This is a genomic window from Nonomuraea sp. NPDC050783 (assembly GCF_040802095.1).
Classification (GTDB): Bacteria; Actinomycetota; Actinomycetes; order Streptosporangiales; family Streptosporangiaceae; genus Nonomuraea.
Window position 1 is genome coordinate 78,215 of the sequence record NZ_JBFAHK010000006.1, and the last position, 22,258, is coordinate 100,472.

At 74.5% G+C, this 22,258-nt stretch carries 22 protein-coding genes and 1 riboswitch; of the genes, 6 read left to right on the top strand and 16 right to left on the bottom strand.

Features of this window, described 5'->3' with window-relative positions; genetic code table 11:
- Positions 1-5: 5 nt before the first annotated feature.
- Positions 6-1,016, bottom strand: a complete 1,011-nt coding sequence (locus AB0H75_RS17835) for a zinc-dependent alcohol dehydrogenase family protein (RefSeq protein WP_367797306.1) — start codon at positions 1,014-1,016, stop codon at positions 6-8.
- Between the two features lie 99 nt (positions 1,017-1,115).
- On the opposite strand from AB0H75_RS17835, the gene AB0H75_RS17840 reads away from it, so the two are divergent.
- Positions 1,116-1,439, top strand: a complete 324-nt coding sequence (locus tag AB0H75_RS17840; RefSeq protein WP_367797308.1) for an ArsR/SmtB family transcription factor — start codon at positions 1,116-1,118, stop codon at positions 1,437-1,439.
- Between the two features lie 17 nt (positions 1,440-1,456).
- On the opposite strand, the gene AB0H75_RS17845 is transcribed toward AB0H75_RS17840, so the two are convergent.
- The 6 genes from AB0H75_RS17845 to AB0H75_RS17870 all read right to left on the bottom strand — a co-directional run bounded on the left by AB0H75_RS17845 (position 1,457) and on the right by AB0H75_RS17870 (position 6,534).
- Positions 1,457-2,710, bottom strand: coding sequence for an RNA polymerase sigma factor (locus AB0H75_RS17845; protein WP_367798176.1), 1,254 nt, complete (start codon positions 2,708-2,710; stop codon positions 1,457-1,459).
- A gap of 104 nt (positions 2,711-2,814) precedes the next feature.
- A complete protein-coding gene (locus AB0H75_RS17850) occupies positions 2,815-3,246 on the bottom strand; it encodes a YciI family protein (protein WP_367798178.1) in 432 nt (143 codons plus the stop codon).
- Positions 3,247-3,353: 107 nt separating this feature from the next.
- Positions 3,354-4,784, bottom strand: a complete 1,431-nt coding sequence (locus AB0H75_RS17855; RefSeq protein WP_367797310.1) for an aldehyde dehydrogenase — start codon at positions 4,782-4,784, stop codon at positions 3,354-3,356.
- A 1-nt stretch (position 4,785) separates the two neighbouring features.
- Positions 4,786-4,992 (bottom strand): 4-oxalocrotonate tautomerase family protein, encoded by a 207-nt coding sequence (locus tag AB0H75_RS17860; protein WP_367797312.1) that lies wholly within the window; start codon positions 4,990-4,992, stop codon positions 4,786-4,788.
- 1 nt (position 4,993) lies between these two features.
- Positions 4,994-5,893, bottom strand: coding sequence for a VOC family protein (locus AB0H75_RS17865; protein WP_367797314.1), 900 nt, complete (start codon positions 5,891-5,893; stop codon positions 4,994-4,996).
- Entirely contained in the window at positions 5,890-6,534 is a 645-nt protein-coding gene (locus AB0H75_RS17870; RefSeq protein ID WP_367797316.1) for a class II aldolase/adducin family protein, read from the bottom strand. The genes AB0H75_RS17865 and AB0H75_RS17870 overlap by 4 nt, the downstream gene beginning before the upstream one ends.
- A gap of 129 nt (positions 6,535-6,663) precedes the next feature.
- On the opposite strand from AB0H75_RS17870, the gene AB0H75_RS17875 reads away from it, so the two are divergent.
- Positions 6,664-7,248, top strand: coding sequence for a PadR family transcriptional regulator (locus AB0H75_RS17875; protein ID WP_367797318.1), 585 nt, complete (start codon positions 6,664-6,666; stop codon positions 7,246-7,248).
- A gap of 59 nt (positions 7,249-7,307) precedes the next feature.
- On the opposite strand, the gene AB0H75_RS17880 is transcribed toward AB0H75_RS17875, so the two are convergent.
- Entirely contained in the window at positions 7,308-8,180 is an 873-nt protein-coding gene (locus AB0H75_RS17880) for a LysR family transcriptional regulator (RefSeq protein WP_367797320.1), read from the bottom strand.
- A 58-nt stretch (positions 8,181-8,238) separates the two neighbouring features.
- Between AB0H75_RS17880 and AB0H75_RS17885 the strand changes: the two genes are divergently transcribed.
- Positions 8,239-9,051 carry an alpha/beta fold hydrolase gene (locus AB0H75_RS17885; RefSeq protein ID WP_367797322.1) on the top strand — a complete coding sequence of 271 codons (813 nt, stop codon included), beginning with the start codon at positions 8,239-8,241 and terminating at the stop codon, positions 9,049-9,051.
- Positions 9,052-9,072: 21 nt separating this feature from the next.
- Here the strand turns inward: AB0H75_RS17885 and AB0H75_RS17890 are convergent, their stop codons facing one another.
- The 3 genes from AB0H75_RS17890 to AB0H75_RS17900 all read right to left on the bottom strand — a co-directional run bounded on the left by AB0H75_RS17890 (position 9,073) and on the right by AB0H75_RS17900 (position 11,853).
- Positions 9,073-9,783 (bottom strand): CHAP domain-containing protein, encoded by a 711-nt coding sequence (locus tag AB0H75_RS17890; protein ID WP_367797324.1) that lies wholly within the window; start codon positions 9,781-9,783, stop codon positions 9,073-9,075.
- Between the two features lie 12 nt (positions 9,784-9,795).
- A riboswitch (cyclic di-AMP (ydaO/yuaA leader) is annotated at positions 9,796-9,932 on the bottom strand.
- Positions 9,933-10,054: 122 nt separating this feature from the next.
- Positions 10,055-11,011: a Gfo/Idh/MocA family protein gene (locus AB0H75_RS17895; RefSeq protein WP_367797326.1), complete on the bottom strand. Its 957-nt coding sequence runs from the start codon at positions 11,009-11,011 to the stop codon at positions 10,055-10,057.
- Between the two features lie 20 nt (positions 11,012-11,031).
- Positions 11,032-11,853, bottom strand: a complete 822-nt coding sequence (locus AB0H75_RS17900; RefSeq protein ID WP_367797328.1) for an aldo/keto reductase — start codon at positions 11,851-11,853, stop codon at positions 11,032-11,034.
- 120 nt (positions 11,854-11,973) lie between these two features.
- Between AB0H75_RS17900 and AB0H75_RS17905 the strand changes: the two genes are divergently transcribed.
- Together AB0H75_RS17905 and AB0H75_RS17910 are read left to right on the top strand one after the other, a co-directional pair.
- The gene (locus tag AB0H75_RS17905) at positions 11,974-12,918 is read left to right on the top strand and encodes a hypothetical protein (protein WP_367797330.1); all 945 of its coding nucleotides are present in this window, start codon (positions 11,974-11,976) and stop codon (positions 12,916-12,918) included.
- Between the two features lie 2 nt (positions 12,919-12,920).
- Entirely contained in the window at positions 12,921-14,081 is a 1,161-nt protein-coding gene (locus tag AB0H75_RS17910; protein WP_367798180.1) for a DUF6716 putative glycosyltransferase, read from the top strand.
- Positions 14,082-14,135: 54 nt separating this feature from the next.
- Here the strand turns inward: AB0H75_RS17910 and AB0H75_RS17915 are convergent, their stop codons facing one another.
- The 5 genes from AB0H75_RS17915 to AB0H75_RS17935 form a co-directional block, all read right to left on the bottom strand.
- Positions 14,136-15,371, bottom strand: coding sequence for a polysialyltransferase family glycosyltransferase (locus AB0H75_RS17915; protein WP_367797332.1), 1,236 nt, complete (start codon positions 15,369-15,371; stop codon positions 14,136-14,138).
- Positions 15,372-16,355, bottom strand: a complete 984-nt coding sequence (locus AB0H75_RS17920) for a glycosyltransferase family 2 protein (RefSeq protein WP_367797334.1) — start codon at positions 16,353-16,355, stop codon at positions 15,372-15,374. It abuts the gene before it with no gap.
- Between the two features lie 26 nt (positions 16,356-16,381).
- Positions 16,382-18,418: an N-acetylneuraminate synthase family protein gene (locus AB0H75_RS17925; protein ID WP_367797336.1), complete on the bottom strand. Its 2,037-nt coding sequence runs from the start codon at positions 18,416-18,418 to the stop codon at positions 16,382-16,384.
- A 72-nt stretch (positions 18,419-18,490) separates the two neighbouring features.
- Positions 18,491-19,174, bottom strand: a complete 684-nt coding sequence (locus AB0H75_RS17930; protein ID WP_367797338.1) for a response regulator — start codon at positions 19,172-19,174, stop codon at positions 18,491-18,493.
- Positions 19,171-20,790, bottom strand: a complete 1,620-nt coding sequence (locus tag AB0H75_RS17935) for an ATP-binding protein (RefSeq protein WP_367797340.1) — start codon at positions 20,788-20,790, stop codon at positions 19,171-19,173. The genes AB0H75_RS17930 and AB0H75_RS17935 overlap by 4 nt, the downstream gene beginning before the upstream one ends.
- Before the next feature lie 124 nt (positions 20,791-20,914).
- Here AB0H75_RS17935 and AB0H75_RS17940 point away from each other — a divergent pair, with 124 nt between their 5' ends.
- Positions 20,915-22,252, top strand: coding sequence for a cation:dicarboxylase symporter family transporter (locus AB0H75_RS17940; RefSeq protein ID WP_367797342.1), 1,338 nt, complete (start codon positions 20,915-20,917; stop codon positions 22,250-22,252).
- The last annotated feature ends 6 nt before the right edge of the window (positions 22,253-22,258 follow it).

Genomic DNA, 22,258 nt, shown 5'->3' on the forward strand with positions numbered 1-22,258 from the left:
CCCGCTCAGTGCTCCACCGTCAGGACGATCTTGCCGACGTGGGCGTGCGCGTCCAGGTAGCGGTGGGCCTCGGCCGCCTCGGCCAGCTCGAACGTGCGGTCCACCACCGGGCGGAAGGCCCCCGAGCGCAGCCCCGAGGCCACGAACGCCGCCGCCCGCCGCAGCCGCTCGGGTCGCCGGGTCGTCTCGTGCACCGTGTACGTGCGCACGTTGAGCGCGGGCATGCCGAGCTCGATGCCGGGGTAGGGGGTCGGCTCGCCGCTCAGCGCGCCGACCACCATGAGCGTGCCCTCGTCGGCGACCAGCCGGGCCAGGGCCGTCATGCCGGGCCCGGCGACGGCGTCCAGGACGAGCTCGGCGCCGCGCCCGCCGGTCGCCGCCCGCACCCGCTCCAGGATCTCGGCCTCGGGGACGTCCGGGCCGGTCACGACGACCTCGGCCGCGCCCTCCTTCAGCAGCGCCTCCCGCTTGGCGGCGCTGCGGGTGAGGGCGACGGGCACGGCCCCGATGCGCTCGGCGACGTGGATGGCCGCCAGCCCGACGCTGCTGGAGGCGGCGTTCAGCACCACGGTGTCGCCGGGGCGCAGGCCACCCACCTCGATCAGCGCGCCGTAGGCGGTCATGTAGGGCATCCACACCGCCGCGCCGTCCACCGCTCCTGACGCGCCGGGCCGGCGCAGCACCGCCGCCGCGGGCACGATCGCCCGCTCGGCGTAGACGCCGTAGTCGTTCTGCGAGAACGCCGGCACCACGCTGACCTGGTCGCCGGGGCGCAGCCCCGCCACCTCCGGGCCGACGGCCTCGATCTCGCCCGCCGCCTCGGTGCCGAGCCTGGCGGGGAAACGCCGCACCGGCTCGATGTAGTGGCCGGAGCGGAACAGCGCCTCGGCCCGGTTCACGCCGATCGCGTCCACCCGGATGCGGACCTCGCCCGGCCCGGGCTCGCCGACCGGCACGTCCGCCAGCCGCAGCACCTCGGGCCCGCCCAGCTCGTCGAACAACACCGTCCTGGCCATCACGGCTCCTCGCTCTAAAGGGGTTCGTCAGCAAGCACTCATAGGCAAGCATGAAGTACGACGGCTGTCAAACTTCGATCCGTGTCGTACTATGGGCTCATGGACGACGACCGCATCCCGCCCCACCCCGACCCCCGTGACGTCACGCTGCAGCAGATCCTCGAAGCGCTCGTGGACCCGGTACGGCGCAGCATCGTCACCCAGCTCCGCGCCGCCTCGGCCGACATCAAGTGCGGCTCCTTCGACCTGCCGGTGAGCAAGTCCACGGCCACCCACCACTTCCGCGTCCTGCGCGAGGCCGGCCTCATCCGCCAGTACTACCAGGGCACCGCCCGCATGAACGCGCTGCGCCGCGACGAGTTCGACGCCGCCTTCCCCGGCCTGCTCGACGCCATCGTGGCCGCCGAGCGCGTGCCGGCCTGACCGCCCCGCCGGGAGGGTCAGCAGGCGGCGGCGCGCCGCCGGAGCAGGGCGCGCTCGCGGGTGTTGCGGGTCAGGGCCGCGGCGCGCTCGAACTCGGCCCGGGCCTCCTCGCGGCGGCCCAGCTTGAACAGCAGGTCGCCGCGGACGCTGGGCAGCAGGTGATAGCCCTTCAGCGCCGGCTCGCCGACGATCTGGTCCAGCAGGGCCAGACCCGTCAGCGGGCCGTAGGCCATCGACAGCGCCACCGCCCGGTTCAGCTCGACCACGGGGGAGCGGAGCAGCTTGGCCAGCTCCTCGTAGAGGGCGGCGATGCGGGTCCAGTCGGTGTCGGCGGCGACGACGGCGCGGGCGTGGCAGGCGGCGATGGCGGCCTGGAGGGTGTACGGGCCGGGCTCCCCGCCGGCCAGCTCCTCGGCGCGCCGCAGGGCGGCCAGGCCGCGGCCGATGAGCAGGCGGTCCCAGCGGGTGCGGTCCTGGTCCAGCAGCAGGATCGGCTCGCCGTCCGGGCCCACGCGGGCGGCCGAGCGGGAGGCGTGGATCTCCATGAGCCCCACCAGGCCGTGCACCTCGGCCTCCCCGGGCATCAGCCCGGCCAGGACGCGGCCCAGCCGCAGGGCGTCCGCGCACAGCGCCGGCCGCAGCCAGTCGTCGCCGGCCGTGGCCGAGTAGCCCTCGTTGAAGATCAGATAGATGACCTCCAGGACGGCCGCCAGCCGGCCGGCCAGCTCGCCGCCCCGCGGCACCTCGAACGGGACGCCCCTGTCGGCCAGCGCGCGCTTGGCGCGGACGATGCGCTGCGCCACCGTCGGCTCCGGCACCAGGAACGCGCGGGCGATCTCCTCGGTGGTCAGGCCGCCGAGCACGCGCAGGGTCAGCGCCACCCGCGCCTCCATCGACAGCGCCGGATGGCAGGCCGTGAACACCAGCCGCAGCAGGTCGTCCTCGATCTCGTCGGGCTCGGGCGGCTCGCCGGCGGCGCCGTCCCGCTCCAGGCGGCGGCCCAGCTCGGCCAGGTTGCGGTGCAGGCGCTCGTTCCTGCGGATCAGGTCGATGGCGCGGCGCTTGGCGACCGTCATCAGCCAGGCGCCCGGGTTGCGCGGCACCCCCTCCGCCGGCCACTGCTCCAGGGCGGCGACCAGCGCGTCCTGCGCCAGCTCCTCGGCCAGGCCCACGTCGCGGACCAGCCCGGCGAGCCCCGCGATGAGCCGCGCGGCCTCGATCCGCCACACCGCCTCGACCGTCCGGTGAGCCTCGGCGGAGGCGGTCCTCACGGCGGGCGACGAGGCGGGCGGTGGGGTGGGAGACGTCACGGGACCCATCCCACCAGCGGCACCCCGCACCCGCAACCCGGGACCCCGGCGCGGGCGGGGGCCGGTCAGGCGTCGGGATCGTCCACGCCCAGGCGTGCCCGCAGGGTCCGCTCGCGCTCGCGCTCCTCGGCCGGCATCGACTCGTCCGGCGCGTCGGCCGGGTCGAAGACGCGCCACACGTCGAGCCCGGTCCCCTCGTGGCCCGGCGGCACGGGCACCCGCAGGGCCCACTCGATCGCCTCCTCCCTGGACTTCACCTGGATCAGCCAGAAGCCGGCGATCAGCTCCTTGGCCTCGGCGAACGGCCCGTCGATCGCGGTCGCCCTGCCGCCGCTGTAGGCGATCCGCGCCCCCTGCGAGCTGGGGTGGAGCCCTTCGGCGGCCAGCAGCACCCCGGCCTTGGCCAGCGCCTCGTTGTAGGCGTGCATGTCATCGACGAGCTGCTGGCTGGGCAGCTCCCCGGCCTCGGTCGCGGCGTTGCCCTTGCCCACGATCATGAACTTCACGGTCTGCTCCCTCTTCCGGGCGGATACGGCCTGTCGGCGACGCGTCGAACGGCATGCCGCCGGATCGACACCACCCCCGATTCTCGTCCAGAGGCGGATCAGCCGATCTGCATGACGACGGCCTTGGGCTCGGTGAAGAACTCGCGGCTGAACGTGCCGCCCTCGCGGCCCACCCCCGAGTCGCCCGCCCCGCCGAACGGGGCCCGCAGGTCGCGGACGAAGAAGCAGTTCACCCAGACCGTGCCGGCCCGCAGCCGGGCCGAGACGCGGTGCGCCCGCGACAGGCTCTCGGTGAACAGCATGGCGTTGAGGCCGTAGCGGGTGCCGTTCATGAGGGCGACGACCTCGTCCTCGGTGTCAAACGGCGTCACGGTCACGACCGGGCCGAAGATCTCCTCGCGCTGGTGGCGGCCGGTGGCGGGCATGCCGGTGACGATCGTCGGGCGGACGAACCACCCGTCGCCGAGCCCGCCCGCGTGGATCGTGCCGCCCTCGGCGGCGACGGTCTCGACGTAGCCGCGCACCTTGCGGTAGTGGGTCTCGGAGGCCAGCGGGCCGATCTCGGTGCTGTCCAGCTTCGGGTCGCCCAGGCGCATGGCCCCGGCGGCGGCGGTGAAGCGGGCCAGGAACTCCTCCAGGACCGGGCGCTGGACGTACAGGCGGGAGCCGGCCAGGCAGACCTGCCCGGCGTTGGTGAAGATCGCCCGCAGGGACCAGCTCACGGCGTTGTCCAGGTCGGCGTCGGCGAAGACGGCGTTGCCGCCCTTGCCGCCGAGCTCCAGGCTGACCGGGACCAGGTTGCGGGCGGCGGCGGCCGAGATGGCCCGCCCGGTCGCCGACTCGCCGGTGAAGGTGATGCGGTCCACGCCGGGGTGCTCGGTCAGCGCCTGCCCGGCCGATCCGGGGCCGTGGCCGTGCACGACGTTGAGCACGCCGGGCGGCAGGCCCGCCTCCAGCGCGAGCCGCGCCAGGAGGGTGGCCGAGGCGGGGGAGTCCTCGGCGGGCTTGAGCACGACGGTGTTGCCCCAGGCGAGCGCGGGCGCGATCTTCCAGGTCTCCAGCATGAGCGGGAAGTTCCACGGCGCGACGGCGGCGGTGACGCCGGCCGGCTCGTAGCGGGTGTAGGCGTGGTGGCCCGAGTCCATCGGCAGGGTCTCGGCGGTGGACAGGCGGGCGTGGTCGGCGAAGAAGCGGAGGTTGTCGGCGGCCCGCGGCACGTCGTTGCCGCGGCTCTGGGAGATCGGCTTGCCCATGTCGCGGGTGTCGGCCAGGCCGAGCCGTTCGGCGTCGGCGAGGACGAGGTCGGCCAGGCGGTGCAGCAGCCGGCCGCGCTCGGCGCGTCCCATGCGCGGCCACGGCCCCTCGTCGAAGGCCCGCCGGGCCGCCGCCACGGCCCGCTCCACCTCGGCCGGGCCGCCGAGCGCGACCTCGGCCCACGGCTCGCGCGTGTAGGGATCGACGTCGGCGAACGTCTCGCCGCTCGCGGAGGCGACCTCCGCGCCGTCGATCACGTGCCCGAAGAACTCCATGTCACCCGCCCTCGCCGATCGCGTCGCGCTCGGCGAGCGTCCGGTCGCCGGCCGCCCAGTGGGTACGCGGCACCTCGCGGACGATCACCCGGATGCTCTGGGCCGGCGAGCCGATGGAGCGCTCGACGGCGGCGTGCAGCTCGTGGATGAGCGCCCGGATGGCGGCCGGCTCGCGCCCGGCGGACAGGGTCACCTCGACCAGCGGCATGTCAGTCCTCGTTCCTCGACGGCAGGGGGCGGCGGATCTGGGGCTGGGTGTGGACGCGGCGGGTCGGGCCCTGCCACATGTCGATCGAGCCCGGCTCGGCGGGGTCGAAGTAGCGGGGGCGCCAGGCGTCCTCGTCGGTGATGAGGCGCACGCCCCATGAGTACTCGTAGGTGATGCCCTCGGGGCCCTTGAAGTAGACGAAGACGGCCGTGGACTGCGGGTGCCGGCCGGGGCCCATCTCGATCTCGACGCCGTTGGCCTCCAGGAAGTGCCAGTTGCGCATGACGTCGTCGAGCGAGTCCACCTGGAAGTTGATGTGGCACAGGCCGGGCCTGCTGCCCTGGAAGACGGCCAGCTTGTGGTGGACCTGGTCGATGCGCATGAGGCAGGCCCAGTCGCCGATCCAGTCGGAGACGCGGGCGTTGAACAGGCCCGACCAGAAGCGGTACGCCTCGCGCACGTCCGGCGCGTCCAGGCACAGGTGGCCGAACTCGGTGATGCCGGCCTCGCGCCCGTGCCGGACCGGCGCGGTGAGCGTCACCTGGTCGATCACCAGGTCGATCCGGTTGCCGAACGGGTCGTCGAAGGACAGGAAGTCGCGGACCCGGCGCGAGCGGGCCTCCTCGGCGCCGCCCCGCGCGACGGCGACGCCCGCCTTCTCCAGCTCGGTCTCGGCGGCGGCCAGCGCGTCCTCGTCGCGGACGGCGAAGCCGGAGCTGATGACGCCGGACTCGCCCCCGACCAGGGCGAGGCAGTGGTGGCGGTGGTCGGCGCGCAGGTAGGCGACGTCGTCCTCGCGGGCGGTCAGCTCCATGCCGACGACGTCCACCGCGAAGCTCACGGCGGTGTCGAGGTCGGCGGCGCCGGAGCGGACGTAGGCGATGTCCGTCAACTCGATCATGAGGACTCCTGGAGGTGGGACCAGATGCGGGGGAGCAGCTCGGGGCCTGCGGCCCGCCACGCCTCCTGCTCGGCGGGGCTCAGGGGGACGGGGGTGCCGGCGGCGGTGGCGGTGGCGTTCATGCGGGCGCTGGCCTCCAGCACCCACATGAGGGCGACGGCCTCGCCGACGCTCGCGCCGGTGGTGACCGCGCCGTTGCCGCGCAGCACGAGGGCGGGGGCCCCGCCGAGCCGGTCGGCCAGCGCCCGCCCGCGCGCCCGGTCGCGGACGAGCACCGCGTCGTCGAGCACGGGGACCTCCGGCCCGAGGAAGGCGCCCTGCCCGTGCAGCGGCCGGATCGGCACCCCGGCCGAGGCCAGGGCGGTGGCGGTGGGCGGCTGCGCCCGGCAGATCGCGCCGGCGCCGGGCCGGGCGCGGGCGATCTCGACGTGGATCCACGCCTCGCGGGGCGCGCCTCCGGGCAGGTCGCCGGCGTCGAGGTCGAGCACGGCGTACGGGGAGTCCTCGGTCAGGGTGCCGAGGGGGACCGGCGGCGTCATCAGCAGGCGCCCGTCCGCGATCCGGGCGGAGACGTGCCCGAACGCGGTCACCAGCCTCGCCGCCGCCAGCGCCCGCCCCGCCCGGGCCAGCTCCGTGCGCACCGCCGCAGCACCTCCCCGGTCGCTCGTCCGCCCACGCGGAAGATCGCCCGCGTACGACAGGGAGGACAATACCTGTATCTCCATACATGTTCCAGGGGAACGAGTCAGCGCCTCCCTATGCTGGTGGGCATGTCGCTTCAGCACGCGCTGCTCGGCGTCCTGGAGGCGCGCCCCATGAACGGGTACGAGCTGACCCGCTTCTTCGAGGCCGCCCCGCGCTGGGTGTGGTCGGCGCCGCAGAGCCAGATCTACCCGACCCTGCGCCAGATGGAGGAGGCCGGGCTCATCGAGGGCCAGAAGGAGATCCGGGGCACCAGGCTGAGGCGGACCGTCTACTCGATCACCGAGCGCGGGCTGGAGGAGCTGCGGACCTGGCTCGGCACCGCCCACCCCCCGCCCCCGGCGCGCGACGCGTTCTTCCTGCAGGCCCTGTTCTTCGACATGATCGAGCCGGACCGGGCGGCGTCGGTGCTCAAGGCGTTCATCGCCGAGCAGGAGCAGCTCGCCGCCGAGTGGCGGGCGCACCGGGAGGCGCTGCTGGCCAAGGACACCGACCTGCTCAGGGAGCGGCTGAAGAACCGCCCGCCGGCCGAGCACGACCGCATCGCCGCGCTGAAGGCGCACGTGTTCGCGGGCCAGATCGCCGTCGCGCGGGCCCGCGCCGAGTGGGCCCGCGAGAGCCTGCGCCTGCTGGAACAGGACCCGGGCCGGTAGCCGCCAGGGGCCCGCTCCCGCCGGTCACCGGCCGCGATCCCCGCGGGCCTCGCTGGGGCTCAAGCGGCGGGGGTGACGACGGCGGCGGCCTGGTCGAGGAAGGCGCGGGCGGCGGGGGAGCAGGCGGCGCGCGAGGTCACCGCCAGCGCCAGCGTCCGGGTGGTCCGGGGCTCCAGCGGCCGGGTCACCACCGTGCCGAGGTCGGCGGGCAGGCCCAGCGTGGGCACGATGCTGACGCCGAGCCCGGCGGAGACCATCTCCAGGATCGCGCCTGCCCCGCTGGCCTCGAAGGCGATGTCCAGCGCGGCGCCCGCCTCCCGCGCCGCGCCCGTGATGAGCGGCCGGCAGCCCGCGGTGGTGAGGATGAACGGGTGCCCGGCCAGCGCGGCCACGGGCACCACCGGCCGCGCGGCCAGCGGGTGCCCGGCGGGCAGCGCGGCCACCATGTCGTGCGTGCTGAGCGGCACGGTCTCCAGCCCGGGGGCGGGCAGCGTGACGACGCCCACCTCGACGCCGCCGCGCCGCAGCCACTCGCGGATGTCGTCGTCCACGCCCTCCAGCAGCCGCACGCGGATGTGCGGGTGGCGGTCGGTGAGGGCCCGCAGCAGGCGGGCGATGAGGGTGCCGGTGGCGGTGGGCAGGCTGGCCAGGCGCAGCTCGCCGGTGATCGCGCCGGCGGCGGCGGCCACGTCGGCGCGGACGAGGTCGAAGTGGCGCAGCGCCTCGCGGGCGCGCTCGACGGCGCGCCGGCCGGCCTCGGTGAGCGCGACGCCGTCGCGGTGGCGGACGAGCAGGGCCGCGCCGAGCTCGCGCTCCAGGGCGGCGACGGCGCGGCTGACGGCGGGCTGGGACATGCCGGTGTGCTCGGCGGCGGCGGTGAACCCGCCGTGCTCGGCGACCGCGATCAGTGCCCGGAGCTGCGCCAGAGTCATACCGCCATACCCTAACTGGTATTTGACCGGCCACCGTCCAGAACACGATGGTTATGGCATGGCTGAACGGATGACGATCGAGATCGACGGGTTGCGGGCGAGCTACCTCACGGCGGGCGAGGGGCCGCTGGTGCTGCTGCTGCACGGGACGTACTGGAGCCGGGTCTGGCGGCCCGTGCTGGACGGCCTGGCCGCGGCCGGGCTGCGGCCGGTCGCGGTGGACCTGCCGGGGCTGGGCCGCTCCGAGGGGGAGCTGACCCTGGAGACGGCGGCGGTGCCCCGGCTGGCGGAGTGGGCGGCCCGCTTCGCCGCGGCGCTGGGCGCGGCCGGGCCGCTGGACGTAGCCGGCCACGACATCGGCGGCGCCGTGGCGCAGCACCTGCTGGCCGCCGGGACGGCGAAGGTGCGGCGGCTGGCGCTGGTCAACTCGGTGACCTACGACTCCTGGCCGGTGCCGGGCGTGGCCCGCTTCCGCGACCCCGCGGCGGTGGCCGCGGTGACGGCCGAGGAGCTGCTGGCGGCCCGCCGCGCGGCGGTCACCACGGCGCTGGCCCGCCCGGCGTCGGAGGAAGAGCTGGCCGACTACCTGAGCCCCTGGCGGGAGGCCCGGGTCCGCCGCTCCTGGATGGCGCTGGCGGGCGCCGCCGACAGCCGCTACACGCTCGACCTGGTGCCCGCCCTGCGGGCCGACCGGACGCCGAAGCTGCTGGTGTGGGGCGAGGACGACACCTTCCAGGAGGTGCGGTACGCCGAGCGCTTCGCCGCCGAGATGCCGGAGACCGAGCTGGTCCGCGTCCCGCGCGCCGGGCACATCCCGATGGAGAACGACCCGGCCGCGGTCACCGCGGCCCTGGCCCGCTTCTTCGCCTGAGGGGGCGGGCCGGAGCCAGGCTCAGGAGGCGTACTCCGGGTAGCCGTAGCCGACGACCTGCGACTTCGGCCGGACGCGCTCCTCCACCTTGCCGTTGCCGGTGTTGCCCTCGATCGTGGAGATCGTGCCGTCCCTGTTGTCCTTGACGACGAACCCGACGTGGTTGATGTCGTCGAGGTCCTTGCTGCCGCTCCAGGAGAAGAACACCACGGCGCCGGGCTTGGCGAGGGTCCCGAAGCGGTCGTTGGCCTCGAACCACTTGGCGTAGGTGACGGTGTAGGCGTCCCAGCCGACCTGCGGGCGGGCGCCGGTCTTCTCGCCGACCCAGGAGACGAACATGGCGCACCAGGGGGCGTTGAGGTAGTCGGCGGGCCTGCCGCCGTCGCGGGCGATGGTCTCGGCGGCCCGCCGGGAGGCGGCGTACCACTGCTGGTACGGGGTGCCGCCGCCGGCGTCGTTCTCGCTGGTGCCGACCTGGGAGCGGGCCAGGGCCAGGACCTGGTCGGCGGTGACGCTGATGCGGGTCTCGTCGTTCGTGCGGGACCGGGGCGCGGCGTGGTCGGCGGCGTGGTCGGCGGCTGGGGCCTGCCCGGTGATCTGCTGCTCGGGAGCGGGGGCGCTGTCGGCGTTCGCGGAGGCGTGCGCGCCGAAGGCGCCGGCGATGACGGTCGCGCCGAGCGCGGCGCGGGCGATGCTCATCTTTCGGGCAGCGGTGATGCGGTGCTTGGCCATCGAGGGGCTTACTCCTTGCTTCCATGCCGCTTACCGGGTTAGCTGACGGGTTCGGGCGTGGAAGCTGCCCTACGGCATGTCTATGCCGATTCACCCCAAGGACGTGGGTCCCCGGTTCCGCGCACGGGCGGATTCAGCGGTCACAGGACGATCCTGTGATGCGATGTCACTCGCGATGGTCAGACATAGTCGGACAAACCGGACGTATGCCCTGAGATGCCCCACAAGGTAATACATGTGGCAAGGGGATTACAAATCCCTAAAAGTCCAGCTAGCCGAGTTGCCGCCGCGCGTCGGCCAGAAGCCCCATCATGGCAAGGGATTCGTCAAGAGGCATGATCGCCGATTCGGTCCTGCCCTCGGCCACCGCCGCGCGGACCTCGCGCAGCTCGCCGGCGTAACCGTTGTCGGCCGGGTCGAGCACGTGCTCCTCCGCCTCCGTGCCGGGCGGCCCGGTCAGCACGATCCGCTCCGGCGCCCAGAACGGCGCCGGGAGGTGCGCCCGCAGCCCGGTGCCCACCACGTGGGCGTCGTTGGGGTAGTGCGCCAGCAGCGAGGCCGCCACCAGGGCGTGCCCGCCCCCGGGATACACGAGCACCCCGGCCGCCTCCGCGTCCACCCCACTGGGCGCCAGGGAGCCGGTCACCCGCAGCTCGGCGGGCCGGCCGAGCAGGAGCTGGGCCAGCCCGAACGGGTAGATGCCGAGGTCGAGCAGGGCGCCGCCGCCCAGCTCGGGCGCCCACAGCCGGTGCGCCGGGTCGTAGGGCAGCGAGAAGCCGAACGACGCCTGCACCGAGCGGATCTCGCCGAACCGCTCGTCGGCGGCGAGCCTGCGGATGAGCGGGTTGAACCGCATCCACATCGCCTCCATGAGGAAGACGCCCGCCTCGCGCGCCAGGCGCACCATCGTCGCGGCGTCCTCCACGGTGGCGGCGAGCGGCTTCTCGCACAACACGGCCTTGCCGTGCGCGATCGCGGCCGCGGCCACCGGCAGGTGCTGGGCGTGGGGCGTGGCGACGTAGACCGCGTCCACGGCCGGGTCGGCGCACAGCTGCTCGTAGGAGCCGTACGCCGACTCCGCGCCCAGCGTCGCGGCCAGGGCCTGGGCCCGCCCGAGGTCGCGGGAGCCGACGGCGGCCACCCGCATGCCGGGCTCGGCCGCGATGGCCGCCCCCACGGTCCGCGCGATGCCGCCGGTCGCCGCTATGCCCCACGTGAAATCTCGCACAGGGCGAGATCGTAGACGGGTCAGGCGGCGTTGAAGGTGTCGGGGTCGGGTCCGAGGCGCTTGCCCTGGTTGAGGGCCCCGATGGCGGCCATGTCCTCGGTGTCGAGGATGAAGTCGAACACGTCGATGTTCTCCTTGATCCGCGCCGGCGTGGCGGACTTGGGGATGACGACGTTGCCGAGCTGCAGGTGCCAGCGCAGCACGATCTGGGCGGGCGTCCTGCCGTACTTCTCCGACAGCACCCGCAGCGCCGGGTCGCCCAGCAGGCCCTTGCCCTGCCCGAGCGGGCTCCACGCCTCGGTGAGGATGCCGTTGGCCTCGTGGAACTCCCGCATCTCGCGCTGCTGCAGGTAGGGGTGGAGCTCGATCTGGTTGAGCGCCGGGGTGATGCCGGTCTCCTCCGTCAGCCGGGTGAGGGTCCGGACGGTGAAGTTGGACACGCCGATCGCCCTGGCGCGGCCGTCCCGGTAGATCTTCTCCAGGGCCTTCCACGCCTGCACGTACTTGTCCTGCCGCGGGACCGGCCAGTGGATGAGGAAGAGGTCGACGTAGTCGAGGCCGAGCCGGGACAGGCTCTCCTCGAACGCCTGCTCGGCGCGGCCGTGGTCGCCGTTCCACAGCTTGGTGGTCACGAACACCTTCTCGCGCGGCAGCCCGCTGCCGCGCACGGCGCGGCCCACGCCCTCCTCGTTGCCGTACGCGGCGGCGGTGTCGATGTGCCGGTAGCCGGTCTCCAGCGCGATCCGTACGGCCTGCTCGGCCTCGTCGTCGGGAATCTGCCAGACGCCGAACCCGAGCTGCGGGATCTGCACGCCGTCGGTGTTGAGCATGAGCGAGTTCATACCTCCCATTGTTCACATCGCGTTCCGAGCGCCTTAAAGCGGCAGGGGTAACTTAACGGGGTCATGAACGGGCCATCACCCCCACTGGGAGGGCCCATCACCCGGCTGGGAGGGCAACGAGTGGTCGCACGGGCGTCGGCCTGGGTGGAGTCCCCGCTCCAGATGCTGTGCGCCGTCGAGGCCCACCACGCCGGGCTCCTCGGGCCCGAGACGGCCGTCGTGCCGCGCGCGGGCCTGCGGCCGCTGAAGGCCACCCGCGCGGAGCTGCGCTCCCTCGTGCTGCCCGACGGGCTGGTGCTGGCCGAGCCGCGCGAGCGCATGCCCCGCCGGGTCCAGGCCGTCGGCGACGCCTTCTCCGGCAAGGTGCAGCTGCGCTGGCTGGCGTCCTGGCCGGGCCGCGTCGTCATCGTGGACGACGGCCTGGCCACGCTGCGGCTGCTGGAGCTGCTGGCCGCCGGGCCGACCCGGCCGCTGCTGCGCGCCCGCGCCGAGCAGGCCGTGCCGCGCGCCGCGCTGGGCCTGGCCGCCGCGCTGCGGCTGCGGCTGAGCGAGGTGTCGGTCTTCACCGCGCTCAGCGTGGGCGACGAGCTGGCCGCGGCCGTCCGCGCCGCCGGCGTCGAGCTGGTCCGGCACGACTTCGCCTGGCTGCGGGCCCAGCCGCCGAGCGCCCACGGCCCGGCCGAGCGCACGGTCGTGCTCGGCACCTCGCTGGTCCGCAACGGCCTGGTCCACCGCGACCGCTACCTGCGCTGGCTGAACGAGCTGGCCGCCCAGGAGCCGCTGGCCTACTACCCCCACCGCCGCGAGGACCCGGTGGACGTGGCGCTGATCCGCGAGCGCCCCGGCATCACCGTGCACGACGCCGGCGCGCCCGCCGAGCTGACGCTGCGCGGCCTGAGCCCCGGCCAGCGCGTGCTCAGCCTCCCCTCGACCGCCCTCACCTCGCTGCGGGTCCTGCTCGGCCCGCGCGGCGTCGCCGTCGAGCCCGTGGACGTTCCCGACGACTGGTGGACCAGCAGGGCGGCCCCCGCCCTGCGCTCGCATCTGACTGGAGTGCCCGGTTGAACGTGTTGGCGGTTGCCGACTCCGACTCGTACCTGAAGTGGGCGGCCTGCCTGCTCGACGACCTGCCCGCGGGCTGCGCGACGGACCTGGTGGTGGTCCGCACGCCGATCGCGCCCTCGCCCGAGCAGATCGCCGCCGCCGTGGGAGGCCGGGCCGCGCCGCCGGTGTTGTCGGCCCGGTCGGTGCGCCGGCTGGCCGAGCGCGTCCGGCCCGACGTGATCCTCGTGGCCTGCACGGGGCCGGTGGTGGACGTGCTGGTGGCCGAGGTCCTGGACGGGCTGCGCCCACGCCCGGTGTTCGCCAGCGGGCTGCCCGGCATCTCGGTGCCGGCCACGGAGAAGGCGTGGATCTTCCGCAGCGGCTGCGACCTGTTCGTGGTGCACAGCGAGCGGGAGGCGGCCGAGTTCCGCGAGATCGCCGGGCGGCTCGGCGGGGGAGGGGCGGTCGGCCTGGCCCGGCTGCCGTTCCTGCGCGCGGGCACGGCCGTGGCGGGCGGCGACCGGGTCGTGTTCGCCACCCAGGCCAAGGTGCCGCGCGAGCGCGAGCAGCGCGAGCGCGTCCTGCGGGCGCTGGCCGGGCTGGCCGCCCGCCGGCCCGACCTGGACGTGGTGGTCAAGCTGCGCGCCCTGGAGGACGAGCGGCAGACGCACAACGAGCGCCACCACTACCAGCGGCTGTGGCGGGAGATGGGCGAGCCGGGGCGGCTGAGGTTCGCGGCCGGGCCGATGCACGAGCACCTGGCGCGGGCGGCCGGGTTCGTCACGGTCAGCTCGACGGCGGCGCTGGAGGCGATCGCGCTGGGCGTGCCGTCGCTGGTGCTCGCCGACTTCGGCGTCAACGCCGAGATGATCAACCTGGTGTTCGAGGGCAGCGGCCTGCTGGGCACGCTCGACGACCTGGCCGCGGGCGATTTCCGCGCGGCCTCGCCCGCCTGGTGCGCGGCCAACTACTTCCATCCCGCCGAGCGCGCCGACTGGGCGACGCTGCTGGCCGGGCTGGTCGCCGCCCGGCCGGGCCGGCCGGCCACGTCACTGCTGGACGGCCCCGAGCACGCGGCCGCGCGGCGGCGGGCCCGGCTGCGCGTGGAGGTGCACCCGTCGATGTTGCGGGCCGGCTACCGGGCCAGGCGGCGGGTGCGCCGCTACCTCAGGGCCCTCACCTGAGCGACGCGCGAGGGGCCCCGGGTCGTACCTCCCCCGGGACCCCCTCGCGCGTTCCTACATGGCGGCCCGGATCTTCCTCCGCAGCCGGGACAGCGCCGTCGGCCGGTCCAGGAACCCCAGCGTCTCCAGCCGCTTGCGCTTGAAGTAGCGCGCGTCGAAGGCGATCCGCTCCGGCCGCAGCCCGGGATGGGCCTCCGGCTGCATGCAGTAGCCGACCGAGCGCACCAGCTCCTCCAGCTCCACCGGCGGCGGGTCCTCGACGCTCCCGTCCGCCGACAGGCGGGGCAGCAGCGCGTCCACGACGGTGACCGGGACGCGGTTGCTGTTCTCGTACGGGGTCAGCCGCTCCAGCACCAGCCCGGTCCCGTACGAGGCGACCGGCAGCCCGAAGTAGCGCCGCGCGGTGACCAGCCCCGTCGAGAAGCAGCCGACGACCAGCTCGGGCCGCAGCGCCGCGAAGCACACCTCGGCGGGCACGCTCTCCCCGGCCACCGACAGCCGCACCCCCAGCCGGCCGGCCGCGGCCCGCAGCAGCCGCGCGTGCCGCCGCCCGGCCGCCGGGTGCGGCTTGAACAGCACGTGGTCGTGGCCGCGGGCGGCCAGCGCCCCGAGCATCGTCTCGTGCAGCCCCGCCTCCTCCTCGGCGCTCAGCAGCTCCAGCGCCGACAGGTACTGGCCGAGGACGACCGCCCGCGCGTCCGGCAGGTCCGGCGCGGTGGCGGCCACCTCGGCCACGATCGCGAGGAAACGCTCGCCGGGCAGCACCTCGGGCGGCACGCCGTACTCGCTGAGCAGCAGCGGCGTCAGCCCCGGCACCAGGTCCAGGTGCAGCAGCCGGGTGACGCGGCGGAAGATCTCGGCCGGCAGCGGGTCGCGGGTGGGGCCGTAGCTCATCAGCCCGTCGGAGTAGACGGTGATCGGGCAGTCGCGCACCAGCCCGGCGATCGTGCGGGCCGGCGGCACCGCGATCGACTCCAGCACCAGCTCCTCGACGCCGTCCAGCCCCCAGTGGGAGCGGATCAGGCGCTCCATCATCGGCACCTCGATGACCCGCGCCCGCCAGTCGGACGGGTGCAGCGGCGCGATGAGCTCGTTCCAGGAGTGCACCGCGTCGAAGCGCGAGCGCAGCGCCGCGAAGCCGGGCGCCTGGTCCAGCGGCGTGGCCACCTCCGGGACGGCCGCGTTGCTCGACACCACGAGCACGCGCCGGCCCTCGCCGAAGCGGCCGTCGTCGATCGCGGCGGCCAGCGACATCGCCCCGAACAGCGTCGAGGCGTAGAAGACCCTCACTTACGTCTCCTCCCGGTCGCGGCGGACCCGGACGTGCGGGCTGGGGGGCAGGTCGGGCACGAGGGCGCGCAGCCGCGCCTCGCGCTCGACCGACATCCGCGCCACGGCCTCGCCCACCAGCTCCCGGGGCAGCGAGCGCACCATCCGCGCGCCGCGCTCCTCGAAGCGGGCGCGCAGCGGCGGCGTGAACCGGTCGCCGAGCTCCAGGTGGTGGGCCAGCAGGGCGCAGAAGTTACGCACGGCCTTCGGCAGGAACTCCGGCTCCAGGCCGTCGAGGATCAGCTCGAAGGCGTCGAAGAAGTGGAGCTGCCGCTCGTCGCCGACCTGGGTGAGCGACCCGGCGACCTGGCGCCGGTAGAACACCCCGGCCAGCGACACCACGGCGAACGAGGCCGCCTCCCGGTGCAGCCGCCAGATCCACGGCCGGTCCTCGGCCGTGTGCAGCGAGCCGGGGAAGTGCAGCAGGTCGCCCAGCGAGCGCCGGTAGATCCCGGCCCAGGCGTAGGGGTAGTCCACCATGGTGCGCACGTCCGCCGGCAGGATCGCCCGGCGGGGGTCGAGCACCGCGTTCCTGGGCGCCGCGAGCGGGGCCCGGTGCACGACCCGCTTGCGGCCCTCGACCTGCACGTGGTCGGCGCGTACGAAGTCGCAGCCCAGCCCCTCGGCGGCCTCGACCAGGCGGGCCAGGTAGCCGGGGGCGAGCCAGTCGTCGCCGTCCATGAAGGTCACGTACCGGCCGGACGCCTTGGCCAGGCCGGTGTTGCGCGCGTCGGCCAGCCCGACCGCGGTGGCGTTGCGCACCACGGCCAGGCCGGGCAGCTCGGCGCGGAAGTCGTCGATGATGTCCGGGGTGGCGTCCACGGAGCCGTCGTCGACGACGATGAACTCGAAGTCGGGCCGGGCGTTGCGGCCCAGCGAGGTGAGGGCGTCGGCGATGTACCGCTCGCCGTCGCGGATCGGCACGACGACCGAGAGAGTGATCAACGCGGATGCTCCGGGGCCGGCGGCGGTCAGACGGTCACCCGGCGCAGGCGGGCCTTGGGGGCCTCCTCGCCGGGGAAGACGCGCTTGACGCCGTCGCCCAGGGCCTGCTCGATGATCCGGATGTCGCGCACCAGGTGCTCCAGCCCGGACGGCTCCAGCGAGGCCGCGTGGTCGGAGCCCCACATGGTCCGGTCGAGCGTGATGTGCCGCTCCACGCACACCGCGCCGAGCGTCACCGCGGCCAGCGAGATCTGCAGCCCGCGCTCGTGCCCGGAGTAGCCGACCGGCACGCCGTAGCGCTCCTTGAGCGTGATGATGGTGCGCAGGTTCGCCTCCTCCGGCGGCAGCGGGTACGTGGACGTCGCGTGCATCATGATCAGCTTGTCGGTGCCGAGGATCTCCACCGCCGCGTCGATCTCCGACAGCGTGGACATGCCGGTGGACAGGATGACCGGCTTGCCGGTGGCGGCCAGCGCGCGCAGCAGCTCGTGGTCGGCGACGCTCGCCGAGGCCACCTTGTGCACCAGGACGTCCATCTCCTCCAGGAACTCCACGGAGGGCACGTCCCACGGCGAGGCGAACCAGTGCAGGCCGCGCTCGTCGCAGTACTTGGCGATCTGCGTGTACTCGTCGCGGCCGAACTCGGTGCGCTCCTTGTACTCCAGGTACGTCATCTCGCCCCACGGCGTCTGCCGGATCTGGCCCTTCTGCTCCTCGGGCACGCAGATCGCGGGGGTGCGCTTCTGGAACTTGACCGCCTGGCAGCCGGCCTCGGCGGCCACGTCGATGAGGCGGCGGGCCAGGTCGAGGTCGCCGTTGTGGTTGATGCCGATCTCGCCGATGACGTAGACGGGCTCGCCGTCGCCCACCAGCACGTCGCCGATGGCCACCGGGCCCAGCCTCGGGCGCGCCTTGGCCTCGGCCGCGGGCGGCTGCGGGCGGGCGGCCACGACGCGGTCGCACAGCTCACGCACCGCGCCCGACCCGCCGGCCCTGGTCAGCACGACCCGGGCGGCGGCGCGTACCCGCGGGTGGGCGTCGGGGGTGGCGACCGGCCAGCCGACCTCGGCCATCGGGCCCAGGTCGTTGACGTCGTTGCCGACGTAGGCCACCCGGGCCGGGTCCAGGCCCTCGATCTGCAGCCAGTCGCGCAGCACCGTGCGCTTGTCGGCCAGGCCCTGCAGCACCGGCACGCCGAGCTTGCGGGCGCGGGCGGCCACCACCGGGTTGTGCTCGGTGGACATGATCAGCACCTTGACGCCGGAGCGGCGCAGCAGCGACACGCCCATCCCGTCGGAGCGGCTGACCAGCACCATCTCGCGGCCGTCGGAGTCCACGTAGGCGCGGTCGTCGGTGTGCACGCCGTCGAAGTCGGTGATGACGGCGTCCACGTCGATCGGCTCCGGCGTGTCCAGGAGCGGCGCCAGCGCCCGGACCAGCTCCAGGTCCTCGGGGTCGTCCACCTCGACGGCGTGCTGGACCGGCACCGGCTGGACGGCCGTGCGGCCGAAGAAGCGGTGGCCGTGCTCGCGCAGGCCGGCGGTGCGCATGACGTAGAAGGCGCCGTTCTCGCGGAACTGCGGCTCGCGGTCCTGCCGGCGCGGGCGGACGGCCGGGTCGTGGTTGACGCCCGCGCCCGCGGCGGTCCACAGGAACTCGTGCGTGGGCAGGCCCGACACCACCGAGTCGGCCTCGCCGTCGAGGACCTTGCGTACCGCGGCCGACAGGTCCTCCGGGTCGATGAACGCGCTGGTGCACTGCACGAGCACGACGACCTCGGGGTCCGCGCCGAGCGCGTCGAGGGCGTGCAGCACCGCCGACTCGCTGGAGGCGGTCGCGCCGCTGAGCTCCGCGGGCCGCTCCACCACGAGCGCCCCGGCCTCGCGGGCGGTCTCGGCGATGCGGTCGTGGTCGGTGCTGACCACGACCTGGTCCACCAGCTCGGCGCGCAGGCAGGCGCGCACGGCCCTGGTGACCAGCGGCACGCCCCCGACCAGGGCGAGGTTCTTCAGGGGAACGCCCGCCGAACCTCCGCGGGCGGGAACAACGGCCAAGACTCGCAACGGTTTCTCCTCAAGGCTTCTGACTGCAACCAGAAGCTAGAGGCCCGGATTGAACGGGCGGCGTCACCGTCATTAACGTTCCATGGGGATCCGGTAGAGCAACTCTGGCCGGCCCACCCCGCCGTACTGCGGCATGCGGACCGCCACCCCCAGCTCCACCAGGTGTTCCAGGTAGCGGCGGGCGGTCACGCGGGACACTCCGATGGCGTCGGCCACCCCCTGCGCCGCCATGCCCTCCGGCCGCCCGCGCAGCTCGGCCGCGACCGCGTCGAGGGTGTCGCCGGACAGCCCTTTGGGCAGCTCCGAGCTGCCGCGCAGGGTGCCCAGCACGCGGTCCACGTCGCCCTGCCCGACGGCGACCCCGGCCTCCTCCTTGAACCGGGCGTAACGGGTGAGCTTTTCGAGCAGTGTCGGGTACGTGAACGGCTTGAGAAGGTACTGGGAGACGCCGAGCGACACCGCCGAGCGCACCATGGCCAGGTCGCGGGCCGAGGTGACGGCGATGACGTCGCACATCAGGCCGCCCGCCCGGATGGCCCGCACCACCTCCAGGCCGTGCAGGTCGGGCAGGTAGAGGTCGAGCAGCACGAGGTCCACCGGCGTCCCGCGCAGGAAGCGCAGCGCCTCGCCGCCGGAGCGGGCCACCCCGGCCACCGCGAAGCCCGGCACCCGCTCGACGTAGATGCGGTTGGCCTCCGCCGTGATCTCCTCGTCCTCCACCACCAGGACGGTGATCGGGCCCGGCGCGGCGCTCACCGGGCCCGCTCCGGCAGCGGCAGCCGGACGGTGAACGCCGAGCCGCGCACCTCGACGGTGCCGCGCAGCCGGCGCACCGCCTGCCCGACGAGCGCCAGGCCGAGGCCGCGGCCGTCGCCCTTGGTGGTCCAGCCCCGGGTGAAGGCGGCCGGGTCGGCGAGTCCCGGGCCGTCGTCGGACACCTGGATGACGGCCTCGCCGTCCTGGACGCCGAGGCGCACCTCGACGCGGGAGGTGGCGGCGTCGATGGCGTTGTCGATGAGGTTGCCCACGATGGTGACCAGCTCGCGCGGGTCCAGGCCCCACCCGTCCGGCTCGTCGCCCAGCGCGCCGCCCGGCCCGCCCGGCCCGCCCGGCCCGCCCGGCCCGCCCGGCCCGTCGCCCGGCCCGCCCGGCCCGTCGCTCGGCCTGCCCGGCCCGTCGCCCGGCCCGTCGAGCGTGCCGTCGCGGCTGATGACCAGCTCGGCGCCGCGCTCGGCGGCCTCGGCGCTCTTGCCCAGCAGCAGCGCCGCGAGCACCGGCTCGCGCACCGCGCCCACCACCCGGTCGGTCAGCTCCTGCGCCGCGCGCAGCTCGGCGGTGCCCAGCGCCACCGCCTGCTCAGCGCGGCCCAGCTCCACCAGCGTGATCACGGTGTGCAGGCGGTTGGCGGCCTCGTGCGCCGCCGAGCGCAGCGACTCGGCGAAGCCGCGCTCGGCGTCGAGCTGGCCGGTCAGCGCCTGCAGCTCGGTGGTGTCGCGCACGGTCACCACGCGGCCGAGCCGGCTGGCGGCGCTGTTGACCGCCAGCACCCGCTCGCCCACCAGGTGGACCCGCTCGTCGTCGGCGGTCAGCACCTCGGCCAGGCCCAGCTCGTCCACGTGCCGACCCTCGGCGTCGGCGGGCAGGCCGAGCAGGAGCCGGGCGGCGTCGTTGCACAGCGCCAGCGTGCCGTCCTCGCCGACCAGCAGCAGGCCCTCGCGCACGGCGTGCAGGACGGCGTCGTGGTGGGCGTGGATGCGCCCCAGCTCCACCGGGCCGAGGCCGTGGGTCTGGCGGCGCAGCCGGGCGGTCACCAGCCAGGTGCCGGCCGCGCCGAGGCCGAGCGCGAGCGCCACGATGAAGCCGCCCCAGCCGAGCTGGCCGCGCAGCATGGCGCTGATCCTGTCCACGGTGATCCCCGCGCTGACCAGGGCCACCACCCGGCCGCCCGACAGGACGGGGGCGACCGCCCGCTCGGAGGGGCCCAGCGTGCCGGTGTAGGTCTCGGTGAACGTCCGGCCGCGCAGCGCCGGGCCGGTGTTGCCGAGGAAGCGCCGGCCGATCTCCGCGCGGTGCGGATGGGTGTAGCGGGTGCCGTCCGGCTTCATGATGGTGACGAAGTCGACGCCCGTGCCCAGCCGCACCCGCTCGGCGTACGGCTGCAGCACCGCGCTCGGGTCGGGGTCGTCCAGGGCGTCCAGGACGAGGGGCGCGGCGGCCACGCTGACCGCCACGGCCGTGGCCCGGTGGCCGGCGTCGTCGGTGAGCAGCCGGTGCGCCTGCACCAGGGCGAGCACGGCGCCGCCCGTGGCGGTGACCGCCACCACGAGCAGCTGCAGGACCAGCATCTGGCCGGCCAGGCTCCAGCGCCGCATGTGTGAGAAGACCTTTTCGTGCGGATGTCGTGAACGTAACTTACGCAATGGTGACCTGGGTCACGTACGCCGCGCATAGTCGCACGACTGGAATCTCCCTCCGATGTCGCTGGAGAAGCCCCCCATGCGCGATCGCACCCGCTATCTGTACCTGGCCGTCATCGTGGCGGTCCTGCTCGGGATCCTGGTCGGGTTCGTCTGGCCGGACGTCGGCCAGGCGCTCAAACCCCTCGGCACCGGCTTCGTGGCCCTCATCAAGATGGTGATCGGGCCGATCATCTTCTGCACCATCGTGCTCGGCATCGGCTCGGTGAGCGAGGCGGCCAAGGTCGGCAAGGTGGGCGGGCTGACGCTCGGCTACTTCCTGGTGATGTCCACGGTCGCGCTGCTCGTCGGCCTGGTCGTCGGCAACGTCATCCACCCCGGCGAGGGGCTGCGGCTCACCGACACCGCCCGGCAGGCCGCCGAGGCCGAGGCGGCCAAGGGCGCCGAGAGCGGCACCGTGGACTTCCTGCTCGGCATCATCCCCGACACGCTGCTGTCGTCGCTGACGTCAGGGTCGGTGCTGCAGGCGCTGCTGGTGGCGCTGCTGGCCGGCTTCGCGCTCCAGGCCATGAGGGACAAGGGCGCGCCGGTCCTGCGCGGCGTGCGGCACCTGCAACGGCTGGTCTTCCGCATCCTCGCCATGATCATGTGGGCGGCGCCGGTCGGCGCGTTCGGCGCGATCGCGGCCGTCGTGGGCGCCACCGGCGTCGAGGCGCTCAAGAGCCTGGCGATCATCATGGTGGCCTTCTACCTCACCTGCGTGCTCTTCGTCGGCCTGGTGCTCGGCCCGATCCTGTGGCTGGTCGCCCGGGTCCACCTGTGGTCGCTGCTGCGCTACCTGGGCCGCGAGTTCCTGCTGATCCTGTCCACCTCCTCCTCCGAGACCGCGCTGCCGCGGCTCATCGCCAAGATGGAGCACCTGGGCGTCAGCCGGACCGTGGCCGGCATCACCGTCCCGACCGGCTACTCCTTCAACCTGGACGGCACCGCCATCTACCTGACGATGGCCACGCTGTTCATCGCCTCGGCGACCGGGGCGCCGCTGGAGGTGGGGGAGCAGGTGGGGCTGCTGCTGTTCATGATGGTCGCCTCCAAGGGCGCGGCGGGCGTGACCGGCGCGGGGCTGGCCACCCTGGCCGGCGGCCTGCAGGCGCACCGGCCCGAGCTGGTGGACGGCGTCGGCCTCATCGTCGGCATCGACCGCTTCATGTCCGAGGCCAGGGCGCTGACCAACTTCGCCGGCAACGCCGTGGCCACCGTGCTCGTCGGCACCTGGACCGGCGAGTTCGACCGGGAGCGCGCCGACCGGGTGCTGGCCGGGCACGTGCCGTTCGACGAGGCCACGCTGCTCGACGAGGACGAGCGCCCGGAGCCCGGCCGCCCGGAGGACGGCGAGCGGGAGACGGCCCGCGCCTGACCGTCC